The organism is Euzebya tangerina (assembly GCF_003074135.1).
Classification (GTDB): Bacteria; Actinomycetota; Nitriliruptoria; order Euzebyales; family Euzebyaceae; genus Euzebya; species Euzebya tangerina.
The window spans coordinates 39437-54405 of the sequence record NZ_PPDK01000001.1 but is presented as its reverse complement, the minus strand read 5'-3'; the positions used below and the strand labels follow the sequence as shown (position 1 = coordinate 54405).

The window sequence follows — 14969 nt, the reverse complement described above, 5'->3', positions numbered from 1 at the left end:
CCGTTGATCACCCTCGCTTCACCACTCGTGCTGGCTCAGGCGCCAGGTCAGTTCGTGGTCCCCGACTTCCCCTGGGCCGCGCTGTCGCCGGAACTGGTCCTGTTCGGCGTCGGCATCTTGGTCCTGCTGATCGACACGGCCGGATCGGGCAAGACGGTCGGCTCTGACCGGCCGCACGCCGGCCGCCTGCAGGTCTCGTTCGTCGCCGGTGTCGTGATCCTCGCCTGCTGCGGCGTGGCGCTGTGGCAGAACGCCGGTGATGTGGATTCGCAGGTGCCGGTGCTCTCTGGGCTCATTGCCCTCGGCGCGGTCTTGCAGTTCGTGCTCACCGCGATCTGGAGGGACCGCCCCAAGACCCTCGGGGCCCTGCTGACGTTCATCGGGTTCGCTGCGGGTCTCGGCGTGACCATCTGGCAGTGGACGGTCTACGACGGCCAGTTGGCGTCGGCGGTCGATCCGGCGCAGCTGTTCGTGGGGACCGACTCACTGCTCGGCGGCATGGTCGCCGTTGACGGCGTGGCGCTGTTCAGCCGGTTCTCGATCTGCCTGGCCGGGATGATCTCGATCCCGATCGGCTTCGCCTACATGGAAGACCGACAGATCCACCGCGGTGAGTACTACCCGCTGCTGCTCTTCGCCGCGACGGGCATGACCCTGCTGGCGTCCTCGAACGACCTCATCATGGTCTTCATCGCCGTGGAGATCCTCTCCCTGGCCCTGTACGTGATGAGCGGGATCGCCAAGCGCGACCTCAACGCCCAGGAGTCGGCGGTCAAGTACTTCATGCTGGGCGCCTTCTCCTCGGCAATCCTGCTGTACGGCATCGCGCTGGTCTACGGCGTCACCGGATCGACGAACATCCCTGAGATGGGGGTCGCGCTGTCGGGTCTGGATGCCCCGACCGGCATCGTGATCGCGGCGATGGTGCTCATGCTGGTCGGGTTCGCCTTCAAGACCGGTCTGGTGCCGTTCCACTTCTGGACGCCGGACGTGTATCAGGGTGCCCCGACGCCGGTGACCGGCTTCATGGCTGCAGCGACGAAGGCTGCCGCCTTCGCGGCGTTCATGCGCGTCTTCGTGGGCGCGCTGGCACCGCTGCAGCTGACCTGGGCGCCGGTGGTGACGGGGATGGCGGTCATCACCATGCTCGGTGGTGCGGTGCTCGCCGTAGTGCAGACCGATGTCAAGCGGATCCTGGCCTTCTCGGCCATCGCGCACGCCGGGTACGTCGCCATCGGGTTGGTCTCCCTCTCGCCCGGGACGGTCGGCGGCAACCCCGAGGTCGGCCGTGAGGCCGTCGGCGCGATGCTGCTCTACCTGCTGATCTACACGTTCATGTCGATCGGCTCGTTCGGCGTGATCGCGCTGTTCGAGCGGCGCGTGAAGAAGTCGCTGACCCTGGAGGACCTGCGCGGTCTGGGGCGGCGCTACCCGGCGCCCGCGATGGCACTCGGGCTCTTCCTCATCTCACTGGCGGGGATTCCCGGCACCGCGGGGTTCGTGGCGAAGTTCGCGGTCTTCCGCTCCGGCGTCGAGGCGGGCCAGTTCGGCCTCGTCGGGGTGGCCGTGGTGTCCAGCGTGATCGCCGGGTTCTTCTACCTGCGGATCATGGCGTCGATGTTCGTCGAGGACGAGACGGCGATGTCCCGCCAGGTCGCCGACATGAGCCAGACCGCGCCGGCGATGCTGGGTCTTGGCGTCGCGGCGGCCGTGACCGTGGCCTTGGGCGTCGCCCCGGGCGCACTCGTCAACCTGGCGCAACAGGCCGGGACGTTCGCCGGCCTCTGACCGGCTGCCGGCCAGCCATCCTGCAGTGCCCCTGTGCGCTGCAGGCGCGAGCGCAGCGGGATCAGGGCGTGTCGGCGAAGGCCCAGAGCATCTGACCGGACTGGCTGTCGTAGGCTCGTGCGCCCAGCGGCGTGGGCACGACCACCCGTCCGTCCGAGCCCAGTGAGGGAGGGCCGGCCAAGGCGAACAGGTCGGTCGTCCACACCGGGTCGGGGTCCGGCTGGATCAACGGGATCTCGGTCACGTCCCGGCGGAGGAGTTGCCCCTCACGGGCGATGAAGAGATCGTCGTCCAAGCGGGCGAAGCGTCGGACGTCGAGATCGATGAGCGCTTGGCTGCGACGGACCTCGTCCTGCGGTTCCCCGGTCTGCGGGTCTGTCAGCAGGAACGGGTCGCCGTAGCGGCCCGGGCGGAGGCAGGATCCCCGAGCCGACATCGGTGATCCCGCCGTAGTTGAGCGGTAGCTGCCGCCACAGCTCCTCCCCGGTCGAGAGCTCCAGGCCATAGGTGGCCCCCAGGACATCGGCGACCAGGACGTCCTCGTCGGGCCGGGGGACGACACCGAAGGGCTGACCCGGAAGAACGGCTTCCCAGCGTGTGGTGCCGTCCAGCGGATCGAGGGCGGTGAGAACCGTCCAGCCCAGCTGCTGGCCGTCCTGACTCCGGCCGGACACGATGATCGCGTGACCGTCGCTGAGAGAGGTCTGGAAGACCTGACCCTCGACGGTGGTCGACCAGGCCACGGACCCGTCAGGACGTCTCGCCTCCACCGATCCCGTTGTCGGCGGCTCGGAGCCACCTCCGCGCGGGGCCAGCAGGACCAGCGAGCCGGTGGCGGTGACCTGGCTGGACAACTCCGCGAAGGGGTTGCGACCGCTGGCCCGCCACAGCTCCTCGCCGGTGCCGGGGTCGAGGGCGATGACGCCCTCAGCGGCAACTTGGTCGACAATCAGGACGACCTGGCCAAGTGCGGTCGGCTGCTCCAGCCAGGTGCCGGCGGCGGGGTCGTGGGGGACGCGCCAGATCTCCTCGCCCGTGCGCTCGTCCAGCCCGAGGATTCCGTCATCGACGACGGTGACGACGACGCCCTCGGTCACGGCGAGTCCGCGGTTGGAGTTCCACTCCGCCTCGGCATCGGGACGTTGACAGCTGCCCATGCTGCGGCAGCCGCGCAGCTCGCGGTCCCCGAGCCGGGTCGGCAGCCGCACGGTCTCCAGCTCGATGAGTTCCTCGGCGCTGCACTCCTGAACGCCGACCGGTCGCTGGTAGGCGATCCGGATCTCGACGGCGTCAGGACCGTCCTCGACCACCTCCGGCCCTACGTACCCGTCACAGGCCCCATGTGAGACGCGCAACGCAACCTCGGTCCCGTCCGCCGTCACCTCGCGCAACTCCCAGCCGGCGCGGAGGACCGGTCGCCGCCCGTCATCCTCCGTCGGTTCCGTCGAGTCCGTCGAGGCGTTGGACGTGGCCACCCTGCCGGACACGTCCGGTGGCGGAGCATCCGGAGACGTACACCCCACGAGTCCCCAGGACAGGGCAACGATCAGGGCCAATCTGCGCGTACGGACTTCGACGCCCCGAAGCCGTCCGGAGTTCCAATACGGGTCCTTCGACGATGTCCGGCCGCCTCGCCGAGGAAGGTTTACCAAGTTGTCCGAGCTTTACCGGATTCTGGTAAACCTCGGACAAGTGCGTCCAACTGCCTCCTCGTACGGCTCACACGCCGACGACGGCCGTTCCCACCGCCGCCGTCCCTGCGACCAGGACCCAGGCGGCCAGGCCCAGCACGAGCGGGCGGCCGCCGAGTCGGCGGAGCATCGCCACACGAACGCCCATGCCGAGCGCCACCAGAGCTGCGGTCAGCAGCAGCTTCTCCGCCAGGGCAGCAGCCTCCAGTACACCGACCGGCAGCACGGAGGAGGTCCGGACGGCGATCATCGCCAGGAAGCCGACGACGAAGAGCGGCACCAGCGGTTGTGCGCTCGCGGACTCGACCGTCGCCTCGTCCCTCCCCGATGAGGCCCGCCGGCGGGAGAGGGCCACGGCCGCGACCAGCGGCGCGAGCAGCACCACTCGTGACAGCTTGACCACGGTCGCCGCCGCAATCGCCTCGTCTCCCGCCACAGCAGCGGTCGCCACCACCTGGCCGACGTCGTGCACCGCGCCGCCCACCCAGGTGCCGAAGGTCTCGCCCACGAATCCCATCGGGCCGCCGAGGACCGGCAGCACCACGATCGACAAGGTGCCGCACAGCGTCACCAGGGCGATTGCGTAGGCACTCTCGTCCTCGTCGGCCCGGACGACGCCGTTCACCGCCGCGATGGCCGAGGCGCCGCAGATCGAGTAGCCCGTCGCGACCAGCAGACCGAGATCTGGTGGGATGCCCAGCCGTCGTGCCAGCAGCCGTGTACCGGTGAACGTGACGGTCACGACGACGGCGACCACACCGAGGCCACCTGGGCCGAGTTCGGCGAGGTCGCTCAGCGACAGGCGCAGGCCCAGCAGGACGATCCCGATCCGCAGCAGCCGCCGCGATGCCAGCGCGATGCCCGGTGCGGTCGTCTGCGGGAGGGCAACGGTGTTGGACACCAGCGCCCCGAGCCCGACCCCGACGACGAGTGGGGAGAGTGAATCGCTCAGCTCAGCCAGCACGGTGGCCAGGCCCGCCAGCCCCACCACCAGGAGCAGGCCCGGCAGTGATGAGCTGGGGGCCTTCTGACCGGTCGGACGGACCGACGACCTGGGTCGGTCCGACACGACGTCGGCTGTCGAGGTCACTGCGTGCTCGATCGGACGTTGCGCGAGATCAGACGGTGCGGGGGATCAGACCGCGACCGGGTCCGGCGTGAACTCGAGCCGCCCGTGGTTGATGTGCGGCAGGACGTGGCGGGCGAAGAGGTCGCACTCGGCCGCGTGGGGGTAGCCCGACAGGATGAAGGAGTCGATGCCGGCGTCGACGAGCTCGTTGATCTTGCCCAGGACCTGGTCGGGATCTCCGACGATGGCAGCGCCCGCACCGGACCGTGCGCGACCGATACCGGTCCAGAGGTGACGCTCCACGAAGCCGTCGTCGTCGGCCGACTCGCGCAGCGCGGCCTGGTTGGCCACCCCGGCGGATGCCGAGTCGAGTGACCGGGCGCGGATGGCCTGGCCCTGCTCCGGGTCGAGCTTGGACAGCAACCGTGCGGCCGCGCCCCGTGCCTCGTGCTCGGTCTCGCGGACGATCACGTGAGAGCGCCAGCCGTACCGCAGCGACCGTCCCTTCTCCGCGGCTCGACGGTCCATGTCGGCCTTCACCTCGAGCACCTTGTCGGTGGTGTCCGGCCACATCAGGAACACGTCGGCCCCGGCCGCGGCGCACTCACGGGCGGCGGGAGAGAGTCCGCCGAAGTAGAACAGCGGACTCGAGCCGCTGACGGTGCCGACGCGGGGCGGGTCCAGCTCCAGGTCGACGAAGTCGCCGTGGAACTTCACCGCGTGGCCGTCCAGCAGCTCACGGAGCACGAACATGATCTCGGTCGAGCGGCGGTACCGCGGCTCGCTGGCCAGCTCCTCGCCTGGGATGTCGCTGGAGATGATGTTGATCGTGAGCCGCCCGTCCATGATCTGGTCCAGCGTGGCGAGCTGTCGGGCCAGCTGCGGCACGACGAGTTCACCGCACCGGACCGCAAGCAGCATGCGCAGGGACGTCTGGGGTGCGACCGCTGCGGCGAAGGTCGTGCCGTCGATGCCGAGGGCGTACCCAGACGGGAGCAGGACGTTGTCGTAGCCGTACCGGTCGGCGGTCAGGACGATGTTGCGGCAGTGCTCGTAGGAGCTCTGCAGCTGCGGATCAGGGACGCCGAGGAACTCGTAGTCGTCGTCGCAGAGGGCGGCGAACCACGACATCTCGACAGGACGACGGGTGCCGGGCTTGGTGTCGGAGGCGGGCTGGGCGGTGGTCATGCGGGTATCTCCTGGCGGTTGACGGGGGTGTGCATGGGCTGGGTGGACGATTCGTGGTGGGTGGACGATTCCTGGTGGGTGGCCGCGGCGTCGTGGCCCGTGACCTCGTCGAGGTGGACGGGACGGCCGAGGTCGATGCTGCGATGTGCGGCCACGCCCATGGCCACCGACCACAGTCCGTCTTCGAGCGTCACGGCGGGTGGTTGGCCGGCGCGGATGGCGGCGGTGAAGGCGAGGTGCTCCAGGTAGCTGGCGCCGTGGTGCAGGCCGACGTGGGCGATCTGCGCGTCGGCGACCGGTCTGACCTCGACCGCACCGATCCCGTCGCGGTCGCGGCGGCCGACCCGGACGATGTCGTCGGGGATGAGCGCCTCGACCTTCCCTGCGTCACCGACGACGCTGATCTCCTCCTGGTTCTGCGTCGCCTCCGCGAACATGCAGAGGTCCAGCAGTGCACGGGCACCACTCGGGTAGTCCACGATGACGAAGGCGTTGTCGAGCATGTCTGCCGGCCGTCCGTCGTAGCGCTCGTCGAGGTGGTTGACGTCCTGGGCGCCGGAGGCCATCACCCGGGTGGGACGCTCGCCCAGGATGAGGTTCATCAGATCGAAGAAGTGGCAGGTCTTCTCCACGAGCGTGCCGCCGGTGTTGGCGGTGAACCGGTTCCAGTTGTCGACCTTCACGAGGAAGGGGAACCGGTGCTCGCGGATCGAGACCATCCGAGGTGTCCCGACGGCACCCTGCCGCACCAGTCGCAGGAGCTCGGCAGCGGGCGGCATGTAGCGGTACTCCAAGCCGACCCAGGTGAGTGCCCCCGCGGGGCGCCTGGCGTCCAGCTCGATCAGGCGGCGGCAGTCCGCGACGGTCGTGCACAGCGGCTTCTCGACCAGGACGTGGAGCTCGGTCGCCAGGACGTCGGCCATCACCGCGGCGTGGGTGTGGTTGGGCGAGGCGAGCACCACGGCGTCGCACAGGCTGCTACCGAGCAGATCCTCGTGGCGCTCGAAGACGGCGACGCCATCACCGGCGACTGCCCGGCCGCGGCCCCGGGAGTCGGCGGCCGGGTCGGCGATGGCGGTGACGACGGCACCATCCAGGGCACCGACGTTCTCGATGTGCTCGATCCCCATCATCCCGGTTCCGATCACGCCGTAGCGGATCGGTCGGAGCGGCGATGGCGGGCTGTGGTGCATGAGGTCCGACTGTGGACCGGGCAGGCCGACTTCGGAACCCCGAAACCGCTTCTCAGGTCATAGGATGTTCCTATGAGAACAATCGCGGAGACCGATGATCTCGATCTGTCCTCGGTGCGGCTGTTCCTCACCGTCGTGGAGCTGGGCAGCGTGTCGAAGGCGGCCGCGCGGCACGGCCTGTCCCAGCCGTCCGCGACCGCTCGTCTGCAGAAGCTCGAACGACAGCTGGGCGTCGGTCTGCTCGATCGAGGTCCAACGGGGTCGAAGACGACGGCTGACGGCATCCAGCTGGCCCCCGCATGTGCTGAACTGCTCACGGTGGCATCGCAGCTGATCAATCAATCCGAGCAGCTGCGCGACGAGCACTCCCGGGTGAGCGTCGCCGCCACCCGTCACGTGGTCGACCACTTCCTCTCCGACTGGGTCAGCGCCACAGACCTCGCCGATGTTCGCCTGGACATCACCGAGGCCGACACCCTGCGCGTGGCCCAGGCCGTGCGCAGTGGTGAGACCCTGATCGGGTTCACCGACGGTCCTCAGGCACCGATCGGGCTCAGGTCCCAGGTCGTTGTCTCCGAGCGACTGGTGCCCGTGGTCGGTCGGAGCCATCGGTGGTTCGGTCGCCGCCGGGGGCTCCCACCGACAACCGTGGCGTCTGCGACGTTGGTCCTGCAGGCGCCCGGATCGGGCACCCGTGATGTGGTCGATGCCGCGCTCGCCCAACACGCCATCGGCGCGATGGGTGAGCACGTCGAGGTACCCAGTGCCACGGCCGCCAGACTGGCTGTCCTCAATGGTGATGGCGTGGCGTTCCTCCCGACCTGCCGCATCGAACGAGACCTGGAGCACGGTGCGCTGACGCAGGTGCCGGTGGTCGATACCCGGATCGTCCAGCCCGTCCGCATCGTATGGCGCGGAGGTCGGCCATCGGTCCGCACCGCGCGACGCCTGCTCGCCGCCATCGCGTCCGCCTGACCTGAATCGGGGTTCGCCCATCCGCCAGCACCATTCGCGCCTCCGCCGTGGCCGACGGGGGTTCGTCGGGTGGCTGGCTTGGTCAGCCGCGGAGAGATGTGGGTACCGTTGGGGCGTGCCACTGTCCCGCGAAGCCCTGGATGACCTCACCGAACGTGGGGCGCAGCAAGGTGTGGACCTCCGCCCCGGTCTTGAAGCCGTGGAACGTCAGATGCGCCAGACCGTCGTCAGCGACAATCCCTTCGTCACCGACGGTGCCCGCCACCTCATCGACGCGGGTGGCAAGCGCTTCCGCCCGATGCTGTCCCTGCTCACGGGCATGTTGGGTGGTGCGAGGGCCGACCACCCCGACCTGGTCAGCGCGGGGGTGATCGTCGAACTCGTCCACCTCTCCACGCTCTATCACGACGACGTGATCGATGCGGCCGATACTCGACGAGGCACCCCGTCCACCCACGTCAAGTGGTCGAACACCGTTGCGATTCTGACCGGCGACTTCCTGTTGGCGCGGGCCTCTGAGCTCTCCGCCGCCCTCGGTGTCGAAGTCACCCGGATCATGGCCCGCACGATCGCCGAGCTGTGTGAGGGGCAGATCCTCGAGGTGCAGGGGTCACTGGATGCCTCGCGGCACGGCGCCGTCCGTCGTGAGCCCACCCGGCAGCACTACCTCGACGTCATCGATGGCAAGACGGCGTCGCTCATTCGTGCGTCCTGCCGCCTGGGTGCCCTGCTCTCGGGGCAGCGTCGCGACCACATCGAGGCGCTCACGCGCTTCGGTCACCACCTGGGCTACGCCTTCCAGTTGGCCGACGACGTCCTCGACATCGCCTCGCAGGAGACGGAGTCCGGGAAGATTCCCGGAACCGATCTGCGCGAGGGCGTCCACACCATGCCGGTGCTCTACGCGCTCGAGGACGAGGGCGAGGGCTCCGAGCTGGCGGCGCTGCTGGACGACCCGACCGAGGCCAACGTCGAGGCAGCCTTGTCGCTGCTGCGCGCCCATCAGGCGCTCGAACGTGCGCGCCAGAGCGCCCGTGATCAAGCCAAGCTGGCGAAGGCCGCCCTGGACGAGTTGGATGTGCCACCCACCTTCGCCCCGGTGATGGACGGGTTGACCTACCTCACGGACTACGCCGCCGACCGCGCCGGCTGAGCGGCGCGCCCCGCCTGACCGTCGGTTGAACCCCACTCCAACGCGCCGTCTTCTGGCCACCGTCATCCTCGTGGCGCTGGTCGTGTCCGCATGTGGATCGATGTCGGAGCCTGAGACGGCAGCCACGCCGACAGCCAGCCCAGAGGTGGTGGGCGCCGTCAACGCCGTCTTCGCCGAGTACCGGGTCGGGGTGTCGCAGGGCGATGCTCAGGCGGTCGTCAGCGCGATCTCGGAGGACTCGATCGAGGATCAGGACCGCATCGTCGAGCTGGCGCGCTCCGCGCCGGCCGAGGAGGTCCGGGCGCTCCCCGCCGCCGAGCAGCTGCTCGTGCTCACCTATCGCCTCAACGACGAGCTCCTGGATGCCGATGACCCCTTCATGGCGCTCGTCAGTGGAGGCTTTGCCGGGCAGGACCGCTCGCTCGGCGAGTTGGGCCGCATCATCCCGGTCAGCGACCAGTCCGTGCTCGGTGTCGCCACCGAGCCGGGGACCGGAGCCGAGACGCCGCGTCGCTGGCGATTTGTGAACGAGGCCGACGGCTGGCGCTTCGATCTGATCGAGGCCCAGCGGCTGGTCTCTCAAGCGGTGGCGACCACGGCGTCGCGCAACGACACCTCGGTCGCTCAGTTGGTCGCCGCGACGATCGAGGACCTCTCCGGTGCGGATGCCGAGACCGTCGACGCGCTGTACGAGCCGTGAGCCCGCAGCTCTTCGGGCGGAGCCGAGTGCTGCGTTCGCTCTTGGCGGAGTGGGAGCGGACTGCTGCCGGCGAAGCTCGCGTGGTGGTCCTGACGGGCGACGCGGGCATGGGCAAGTCAGCCGTCATGCGAGCGCTCCGCGGTGCCGTCCGGACCCATGAGCGCTGCCCCGCACGGCAGGTCGTCTCATTGGTCGGGTACGCAGGACCCTCTCCGATGCCGTTCGGTCTGGTCGATGAACTGCTGGCCCGACTGGCTGACGACGGGTCACGACCAGCGGAGGACGAGGTCTGGGGTGTGGCACAGACCCTGGAGCAGGTCCTCCGCGACGCCGCTGATCGGGGCCCGACGGCCGTGTTCATCGACGATCTGCACGATGTCGACCCGATCAGCCGCACCACCCTCAGCCTGGCGCTTCGGCGGCTGCAGGACGCAGCTGTCCTCGTGGTCCTCGCGGGACGGCCGACCGAGACGGTGCTCGAGTTCACCGATGGCCTACGGGTGATCGAGCTTCCTGGGCTGGAGAGCGCGGCCGCGAACGAGCTGCTGGCCACCACGGTGGAGGGACACATCAACCCACGTGTGGCCGAGGTGCTCATCCACTCGGCCGTCGGCAATCCGCTGGCGCTGATCTACCTCGCCCAGGGGCTCTCCGAGGACGAGCTGACGGGACGGACACTCCTGCCTGACCCGCTGCCGCTGAGTGGCCACCTGCAGGCCATCGTCTCGCGGCCGCTGGAGGCTGTGGAGGGCGAGGTGCTCGACCTGCTGCGCCTGGCAGCGACCTCGACCGACGGGAGCTGGCAGGTGGTGCGAGCCGCGGTCGGCTCGGCCGCCGACGAGCTGTTGACGCAGGCCGAGCGACACGGACTGGCGGGCCTTCAGGACCGCAGCGTGGAGTTCTCCCACCCGCTGCTGCGGTCCGCCGTGCTGGCTGATCTCTCGCCCGACGAGCAGCGCGACCTCCACGCGCGGCTGGCGCGGGTGCCGGGGCTCAGCGACCACGCCAGGCTGGTCCACCAGGCTGGCGCGACGATGGGGACGGACGCCGGCATCGCGGAGCAAGCTGCTCTCGAAGCTGACCGGCTGGAGCGACGTGGCGCACCCGGCGAGGCAGGACGGCTGTGGCTGATGGCCGCCCGTCTGGTCGCGGAGCCGGCGTTGGTGGACCGCTGGACCCTGCGCGCGTGCCGCAACCTGGCCTCCGGTGGCTCGGTGGCCGCCGCGATCCAGCGGCTGCGGACGCTGGTCGGGGAGACGATCGACGACGAGCTCCGGTCCGAGGCCAGCCTGACCCTCGGGATCCTCGAGACCTTGAACGGTGCCCCGTTCGACTCCCTGCAGCGGCTGCAGGACGCCGCACGGGTGGAGCGCCGCGCCGACGTCCGCTCGCAGATCCACGCCGGCATGGCCATGCCGCTCGGGATGTTGGGGATGACCCGTCAGATCCAGGAAGAGGCGCAGGTCGCCCTGGACCTGGCGCCGGAGGACTCACCGATCGCCACCATGGCCGCGGCCACGCTGGCACACGCAAGCCTTGCGATCCGCGAGGGACACGGCGAGTCGCTCCTCGAGAAGATCCTGCCCGAACTCGATGTCGAGCAGGTCATCGCCATCGACCCCATGATCGGGCTGCACATCGGTCGGCCCCTGGGCCTGACCGAGCGCTTCGACGACGCCGACCGGGTCATGGCCGACCTGCGTGCCGTCAGCCGTGGCCGGTACGGCGGCCCGACCCTCGCCATGACGCTCGGGGCCATGGCCGAGATCCAACTTCGGGCCTGTCGCTGGACCGAGGGGGTCCGGACGGCATCCGAGGCGATCGCCCTCAGCCTGTCGACCGGCCAACGGGCGTTCGCCCCCTTCTGGCTGGCCATCCGCTGCCGGCTGCACGCGCTGCAGGGTCGTCAGCCGGACGCCGAGGCGGACCTCGAGTTGGGGCTGGTCATCGCCGAGGAGTTGTCTCTGGTCGGGGCGCGGTACTTCCTCTCCGCTGCCGCCGGGACCGTGCGACGCGTCGGCGAGGACACGGCCGGGGCGGTCGAGGCGATGGAGGAGTGCCGGCTGTTCGAGGAGCTGGGGGGAACGTTGGCACCGACGCTCGGCCGCTGGGCGCCCGAGCTGATCGAGCTGCACCATGCCGACGGTCGAGATGACGATGCTGCGGCGATCTGCACCTGGCTGGAGGCCGAGGCCGCCCGACCCGGGGCGACCCGATGGACGGTCGGCGTGGCGGCGCGAAGCCAGGCGATCCTCAGCACCGACCCGTCACTGGCCCGCCGACACGTCGACCGTGCCACGCAGGTGCTGGATCCAGTCGTCGACGCCTTCGACCGGGCCCGGGCGATGCAGCGCTCAGCCCAGCTGTACGACGCCGCTGGGGAAGCCGACCTGGCGGAGAGGGATGCGCGGGAAGCTCGGCTGGCGCTCGGTCAGCTGGGGGCCGAGGGTTGGCTCCGTCTGACCAGCGCCGAGGCGACTCCGGATCCCTTCGACCTGACCGACGCGGAGCGGCAGGTCATGCTGCTGCTCGCGACCGGCAAGAGCAACCGGGAGATCGCGTCGGCGCTGCACCTCAGCCCGAAGACGATCGCCAACCACCTGTACCGGATCTACCCCAAGCTCGACGTCCGCTCGCGGACGGAGGCCATCAGCGTCTTCACCGCCCGCTGAACTGCTGGGGTCGGCTACTGATCGTCGGACCAGACGGACCGGGCCAGCGCCCCGCCGAGGAGCCCCTCCGGGCCGGTGTCGACCGCGGTCTCCTGGTAGCTGAACAGCACCTCACCGTCGACGAAGGGCTGTGCCGCGGTCAGCTGCAGCACCGACTCCTCCGGCGTGTTCAGCCACGACCCCTGACCGGGCGCGGTCGTCACCCCGGTAGCGTTGCGGATGCCGGCCACGTAGGACATCCAGTTGCGGTGGAAGGCCGCGTGGCGGCTCTCGCGGAAGTACAGCATCGGCATGGCCACGTCGACGAGGTCACCCGCCATCCACTGGTGCCACGGCTGATAGACCTGGCTGAACGCAGGCGTCGACTCGAACGGTCGACCGTCGATCGGGCCGTCTCCCCACGCGATCAACGCCGCCGAGACCCCGACCTCGGGGTTGGTGACGTCGATGACCTGGTTGACCCGTTGCAGGATGAGGGTGGTCTGGGCCCGCCGCCAGTCGGAGAACTCGGGATCGTCGGGGGCCGGGATGTCCGTCCGGCCCGTCTCGGCCTGGAACCGACCCAGGGCCGTCGGGTTGTAGCCGTACTCGGCGCCCGGGTATCGCAGGTAGTCCAGGTGCACCGCATCGATGTCGTACCTCGCCAGCTCCGCCGCCGTGGCGACGACCAGGTCTTGGACGGCCGGGTGGCCCGGGTCCAGGAAGTCGCTGGGCTCCCCGGCTTGGTTGAAGGTCAGCCAGGTGTCCTCCGGGGCGGCGTCCCGACCGTGCTGGGTGAACGTCCAGTTCGGCTCGGCGTCGGGGTTCTTGGCGGTCTCAGGCGTCCAGGCCGGCATGGCGGTGTACCAGGCGTGGACGCTGATCCCTCGGTCGCGGGCCTGGCTCGCCACCTCGGCCAGCACGTCGAGGCCCGGCTCGAAGCCGAGGTCCCCGGCTCGCGGGAGGAACCCCGAGTCGTAGTAGACGTCGTAGCGCCGCCCGACCTCCACGACGACGGTGTTCCCGCCACCGGCCACCACCCGGTCGAGCATCCCGGTGATCGAGCCACGGGTGAGGAGCACGTCGTCGAGCACGTGGACCCAGACGCCCTGGATGCGCGCCGGGAAGGTCGGCTCGACCGGTGGTCCGTCGGTGGGTTGGTCCTGCGGAGCGGTGGCCAGTGGGGTCGGGACCGGGACTGCGGTCGGGTCCGCGGGTGGTGGCGGGCCGGCCTCGGGCGTCGGCTCCTCACTGGTCTCGAGGACGCCCTGTGACAGCTGGGCTGCCGCCACCTCGTCCATCGGCGCCTCACGGATGTCGCCGCTGGGACTCGGTTGTCGGTCCCGCTGATCGGCAAGGTCGGTGGAGCCGGCGACCGGCACGCGCAGGAGCAGCGCAGCCATCGCGATGATGGCGACGATGACGGTCAGCAGGAGGGTGATCGTCCTCCGCGTGAGGGTGGGGCTCAACGGAGTCCCAACCTATGTCCGCCGCACTTGGTCGCCGAGGCAACATCAGCGGCGGGAGGGATTCGGCAAGGTGGAGCGCGGTTTCGTAGACTGACCGGGCCCCTGCCGCGTCCACGGCGTGATGTGCGTGCGTGCAGAGCAACCCGACGACCCGACCTGGAGACCAATGACCGAGTACTACGAGGCCTACGGGACCGTCATCGCGATCCTGCTCGCCGGCATCGCACTCGTCGCGATCGCGTTCCTCCTGGGCCGGATCGTCAGCCCCAAGCGGGAGTACGGACGATATGGCGAGAAGCCGATCGCATTCGAGTCGGGCATCGACCCCGTCGGGTTCGGCTGGGCTCAGACGAACATCAGGTACTACATGTTCGCCTTCATGTTCGTGATCTTCGACGTGGAGACCCTGTTCGTCTTCCCCTGGGCCAACTACCTCGAGTCCGCCGGTCCTGATCAGGGCTTCGTGCTCGGCGTGATGCTGGTGTTCCTGTTCTTCGTCACCGTGACGTTGCCGTACGAACTGAAGAAGGGTGTCCTGAAGTGGGTCTGAGCGACCAGGTAGACGTTCCCAAGCCGCTCAAGTTCGTCTTGAACTGGGGGCGGAAGTACTCCCTCTGGGTGTACAACTTCGGGTTGGCCTGCTGCGCCATCGAGTTCATCGCCGGCTCCACGGCGCGCCATGACTTCATTCGACTGGGTGTCATCCCGTTCGCGCACGCGCCTCGCCAGGCCGATCTCATGATCGTGGCTGGGACCCTCACGGACAAGATGGCCCCCGCGATCAAGCGGCTGTACGACCAGATGCCCGAGCCGAAGTACGTCATCAGCTTCGGGTCCTGCTCGAACTGCGGTGGCCCCTACTGGGACTCCTACTCCGTCACCAAGGGTGTCGATCAGATCATCCCGGTCGACGTGTACGTCCCCGGTTGCCCGCCGCGGCCGGAGGCGCTGCTGGAGGGGATCGTCCACCTGCAGGAGCTCATCGGACAGGAGTCGCTGAAGGACCGCTACGCCGAGCGAGACGCCCGCCAGCCGATCGTCGTCGGTGGCGGAGACCCGACCGCACACCCGCTGTCGGACCCGATGTAGCGG

13 protein-coding genes are annotated in these 14969 nt (G+C 69.4%); 7 read left to right on the top strand and 6 right to left on the bottom strand.

All coding sequences use genetic code 11. The features are described 5' to 3' along the window. Positions 1-3 precede the first annotated feature (3 nt). On the top strand, positions 4-1788 hold the full coding sequence (locus tag C1746_RS00295) for an NADH-quinone oxidoreductase subunit N (RefSeq protein WP_116712723.1): 1785 nt from the start codon (positions 4-6) through the stop codon (positions 1786-1788). Positions 1789-1849: 61 nt separating this feature from the next. On the opposite strand, the gene C1746_RS00290 is transcribed toward C1746_RS00295, so the two are convergent. From C1746_RS00290 to C1746_RS00270, 5 genes are all read right to left on the bottom strand, one after another. Next, positions 1850-2083, bottom strand: coding sequence for a PQQ-binding-like beta-propeller repeat protein (locus tag C1746_RS00290; protein WP_116712722.1), 234 nt, complete (start codon positions 2081-2083; stop codon positions 1850-1852). Further along, entirely contained in the window at positions 2055-3263 is a 1209-nt protein-coding gene (locus tag C1746_RS00285; protein ID WP_162867220.1) for an outer membrane protein assembly factor BamB family protein, read from the bottom strand. The genes C1746_RS00290 and C1746_RS00285 overlap by 29 nt, the downstream gene beginning before the upstream one ends. A 244-nt stretch (positions 3264-3507) precedes the next feature. After that, complete coding sequence (locus C1746_RS00280) at positions 3508-4569, bottom strand: YeiH family protein (RefSeq protein ID WP_205711614.1); 1062 nt, start codon at positions 4567-4569, stop codon at positions 3508-3510. Between the two features lie 45 nt (positions 4570-4614). Continuing rightward, the gene (locus tag C1746_RS00275; RefSeq protein WP_205711613.1) at positions 4615-5736 is read right to left on the bottom strand and encodes an LLM class flavin-dependent oxidoreductase; all 1122 of its coding nucleotides are present in this window, start codon (positions 5734-5736) and stop codon (positions 4615-4617) included. After that, on the bottom strand, positions 5733-6929 hold the full coding sequence (locus tag C1746_RS00270; protein ID WP_116712720.1) for a Gfo/Idh/MocA family protein: 1197 nt from the start codon (positions 6927-6929) through the stop codon (positions 5733-5735). Before C1746_RS00270 ends, C1746_RS00275 begins: the two co-directional genes overlap by 4 nt. Positions 6930-7001: 72 nt before the next feature. Between C1746_RS00270 and C1746_RS00265 the strand changes: the two genes are divergently transcribed. The 4 genes from C1746_RS00265 to C1746_RS00250 all read left to right on the top strand — a co-directional run bounded on the left by C1746_RS00265 (position 7002) and on the right by C1746_RS00250 (position 12429). Continuing rightward, positions 7002-7904: a LysR family transcriptional regulator gene (locus C1746_RS00265; protein ID WP_116712719.1), complete on the top strand. Its 903-nt coding sequence runs from the start codon at positions 7002-7004 to the stop codon at positions 7902-7904. Positions 7905-8115: 211 nt separating this feature from the next. Next, the gene (locus C1746_RS00260; protein ID WP_414627953.1) at positions 8116-9057 is read left to right on the top strand and encodes a polyprenyl synthetase family protein; all 942 of its coding nucleotides are present in this window, start codon (positions 8116-8118) and stop codon (positions 9055-9057) included. Between the two features lie 100 nt (positions 9058-9157). Further along, entirely contained in the window at positions 9158-9757 is a 600-nt protein-coding gene (locus C1746_RS00255) for a hypothetical protein (RefSeq protein WP_162867219.1), read from the top strand. Beyond that, positions 9754-12429: an AAA family ATPase gene (locus C1746_RS00250; RefSeq protein WP_116712716.1), complete on the top strand. Its 2676-nt coding sequence runs from the start codon at positions 9754-9756 to the stop codon at positions 12427-12429. Before C1746_RS00255 ends, C1746_RS00250 begins: the two co-directional genes overlap by 4 nt. Before the next feature lie 14 nt (positions 12430-12443). Here the strand turns inward: C1746_RS00250 and C1746_RS00245 are convergent, their stop codons facing one another. After that, on the bottom strand, positions 12444-13877 hold the full coding sequence (locus C1746_RS00245; RefSeq protein WP_116712715.1) for a glycoside hydrolase family 10-like protein: 1434 nt from the start codon (positions 13875-13877) through the stop codon (positions 12444-12446). A gap of 166 nt (positions 13878-14043) precedes the next feature. Between C1746_RS00245 and C1746_RS00240 the strand changes: the two genes are divergently transcribed. Together C1746_RS00240 and C1746_RS00235 are read left to right on the top strand one after the other, a co-directional pair. Continuing rightward, positions 14044-14427 carry an NADH-quinone oxidoreductase subunit A gene (locus C1746_RS00240; RefSeq protein WP_162867218.1) on the top strand — a complete coding sequence of 128 codons (384 nt, stop codon included), beginning with the start codon at positions 14044-14046 and terminating at the stop codon, positions 14425-14427. Continuing rightward, positions 14418-14966: an NADH-quinone oxidoreductase subunit B gene (locus tag C1746_RS00235; protein WP_116712713.1), complete on the top strand. Its 549-nt coding sequence runs from the start codon at positions 14418-14420 to the stop codon at positions 14964-14966. Before C1746_RS00240 ends, C1746_RS00235 begins: the two co-directional genes overlap by 10 nt. Positions 14967-14969: the final 3 nt, after the last annotated feature.